Origin of the sequence: Pseudoduganella sp. RAF53_2 (genome assembly GCF_052113985.1) — a bacterium.
Classification (GTDB): domain Bacteria; phylum Pseudomonadota; class Gammaproteobacteria; order Burkholderiales; family Burkholderiaceae_D; genus Rugamonas.
In genome coordinates this window covers 1-3,036 of sequence record NZ_JBFRDW010000696.1, presented here as the reverse complement: position 1 = coordinate 3,036, position 3,036 = coordinate 1, and the positions used below count along the sequence as shown (strand labels likewise).

4 protein-coding genes are annotated in these 3,036 nt (G+C 62.4%); all 4 read right to left on the bottom strand.

Annotated features, from left to right (window positions below; genetic code table 11):
• Positions 1 to 330: response regulator transcription factor (locus AB4Z11_RS27975; protein WP_442029103.1), on the bottom strand; the 330-nt coding region annotated here is incomplete at its 3' end.
• Between the two features lie 159 nt (positions 331 to 489).
• Entirely contained in the window at positions 490 to 1,617 is a 1,128-nt protein-coding gene (locus AB4Z11_RS27970; RefSeq protein WP_442029102.1) for an acyl-CoA dehydrogenase family protein, read from the bottom strand.
• A gap of 57 nt (positions 1,618 to 1,674) precedes the next feature.
• A complete protein-coding gene (locus AB4Z11_RS27965) occupies positions 1,675 to 2,343 on the bottom strand; it encodes an SDR family oxidoreductase (RefSeq protein WP_442029101.1) in 669 nt (222 codons plus the stop codon).
• A 5-nt stretch (positions 2,344 to 2,348) separates the two neighbouring features.
• A partial coding sequence (locus AB4Z11_RS27960; RefSeq protein WP_442029100.1) for an acetyl-CoA C-acyltransferase occupies positions 2,349 to 3,036 on the bottom strand: 688 nt, incomplete at its 5' end.

Genomic DNA, 3,036 nt, shown 5'->3' with positions numbered 1-3,036 from the left:
GGCCAGCAGCACGCGCGGCTGCACGGGCTTGTTGATGAAATCGTCGGCGCCTTGCTCCAGCAGAGAGACTTCATCATAAGAATCTTCACGGGCGGTCATCACCAGGATCGGCACATCGCTGACCTCGCGCAGCTGGCGGGCCACTTCCATGCCATCCAGGCCGGGCAGCATCAAGTCCAGCACGACGATATCCGCCGGCTGCGCCTTGAAACGCGCCAGCGCCTCATCGCCACGGCTGACTACGTCCACCTTGAACTCATACCCCGCCAGATACTCCGTGACCAGCTCGGCCAGGCGCGGATCGTCTTCCACCAGCATTACTTGAACCATGAATGTCTCCTTCTGCACCGGACATTCTATAAGTTCTTACTGCTCGTGGCGCAGGTGCCGAGCGAATTCGACAAAAGAATACATTTTGATGACAGTTGGGGTCAGGTCTGCCATTTGCACTAGCGCAAGCAAACTTTGATTTTTCCTGACCCCGACTTTTTACAGTGCGCGGGCGATCAGCAGTTTCTGGATGTCGCTGGTGCCTTCGTAGATCTGGCACACGCGCACGTCGCGGTAGATGCGCTCGACCGGGAAGTCGGACGTGTAGCCGTAGCCGCCGTGGATCTGGATCGCGTCGGAACAGACGCGCTCGGCCATCTCGGAGGCGAACAGCTTGGCCATCGCGGCTTCTTTCAGGCAGGGCTGGCCGGCGTCCTTCAGCGAGGCGGCGTGCCAGATCAGCTGGCGTGCGGCTTCGAGCTGCATCGCCATTTCGGACAGCTTGAACTGCACCGACTGGTGTTCGAAGATCGGCTTGCCGAACGATTCACGTTCGCGCGCGTACTTCAGCGCCGCTTCGAATGCCGAACGGGCCATGCCTACCGATTGCGAGGCGATGCCGATACGGCCGCCTTCCAGGCCGGACAAGGCAATCTTGTAGCCCTGGCCCGGTTCGCCAATCATGTTCTCGGCCGGTACGCGGCAATTTTCGAACAGGATCTGCGCCGTGTCCGAAGAGTGCTGGCCCATCTTGTGTTCGATGCCGGCCACGATGTAGCCCGGTGCCGACGTCGGTACCCAGAAGGCGCTGATGCCTTTCTTGCCGGCTGCCTTGTCGGTCACGGCAAACACGATCGCCACGTCGGCATGCTTGCCGGAGGTGATGAATTGTTTGGTGCCGTTGATGACGTATTCATTGCCATCCAGCGTGGCCGTGGTGCGCAGCGCGGCGGCGTCGCTGCCGGTGTGCGGCTCGGTCAGCGCGAACGCGCCCAGCATGTCGCCTTGCGCCAGTGGACGCAGCCATTGTTCTTTCTGCGCGGCGTTCGCGTACATCATGCCGATGCTGCACACCGGGCAGTTGTTCACGGAGATGATGGTGGAGGTGCCGCCATCGCCCGCTGCGATTTCTTCCAGCACCAGGGCCAGCGACACGTAGTCGAGGCCAGCGCCGCCCTGTTCTTCCGGCACGGCGACGCCGAACGCACCCAGTGCCGCCAGTTCTTTCAGTTCCTCTTTCGGGAAATGGTGTTCCTTGTCCCAACGGGCCGCGTTGGGCGCCAGGCGCTCCTGCGAAAACGTGCGCAGGGCGTCACGGATCATCTGGTGTTCATCATTCAGAATCATGTTTATCCTTGTTCTAAGCGGACTCATGTCCCATTTAGCGCCTGACCCCAAGTGGGGTTACCAGCCGATGGGGGTGCCGTCGTAGTCTCGGTAGACGGCTTGATCGGAAGGCGGCAGGGCCGCCAGGGTTTTGCGGATGCCGCGCGCGCTTTCTTCCACCGCCAGGTCGGCGCCTGAGCCGCCCATGTCGGTGCGCACCCAGCCCGGATGCAGCGCGACGCAGGTAGCGCCTTTGCTGCCGAAGCTCAGCGCGGTATCGATCAGCACCGAGTTCAGCGCAGCCTTGCTGGCGCGGTACAGCGAGCCGTTGGGGCGCGTACGCTCGCTCAGCGATCCCATACGCGAGGACATCACGGCCAGCTTGCCGCGCGCCAGACACACCAGCGGTGCGATGATCGGCAGCAGGCGCATGGCAGCCAGCACATTGGTGTGCATGACCGCGTCGAAATCGGTTTGCATCGGGAAGCCATCGGTTTTCGGACCGAATACGCCGGCGTTCAGGATGGCGACATCGAGATGTTCGCCATCGAGTTTCCAGCCCAGTCCCGCCACGGCTTCCACGTTCGTTACATCCAGCTTGTGGGGTTCGGCACCCATCTCCGCCAGCGTGTCACAGTCTTCCTTTTTGCGTGCGGTGGCGATCACGCGCCAGCCATCGGCCAGGTACTGGCGCACCAGTTCCAGGCCGATGCCGCGCGAGGCGCCAACTATGAGTGCCGTTCCCATCGCCGTTACACCAGTTCAATGCCCATCGCGGTAGCTTCGCCGCCGCCGATGCACAATGCCGCCACGCCCTTCTTGCCGCCCTTGGCTTTCAGAGCGCCGATCAGGGTGATGATGATGCGCGCGCCGGTGGCGCCGATCGGGTGGCCCAGGGCGCAAGCGCCGCCGTGCACATTCACTTTGCTGTGCGGGATGTCCAGGTCGTGCATTGCAGCCATTGGCACCGCAGCGAAGGCTTCGTTGATCTCGTACAGGTCAACGTCGCTGGCTTTCCAGCCGGTCTTGGCGAACAGCTTCTGGATCGCGCCGATCGGAGCGGTAGTGAACTGTTCCGGCACCAGGGAGTTGGTGGCGTGGCCGGTGATCTTGGCGATCACGTTGGCGCCCAGCTTCTTGGCGGTGGATTCGCGCATCAGCACCAGTGCAGCAGCGCCGTCGTTGATGGAGGACGAGGATGCAGCGGTGATGGTGCCGTCCTTGGCGAAAGCAGGCTTCAGTGCCGGGATCTTTTCGACCTTGGCTTTCAGCGGGCCTTCATCCTTGTCGATCACCACGTCGCCGGTGCGGGTGGTCACGGTTACCGGGGTGATTTCCCATGCAAAGCCGCCGTTCTGCTGCGCCGCCTGGGCGCGCTTCACGGATTCGATGGCGAAGTTGTCCTGCTGTTCGCGGGTGAACTTGTAGGCGGTCGAGCAC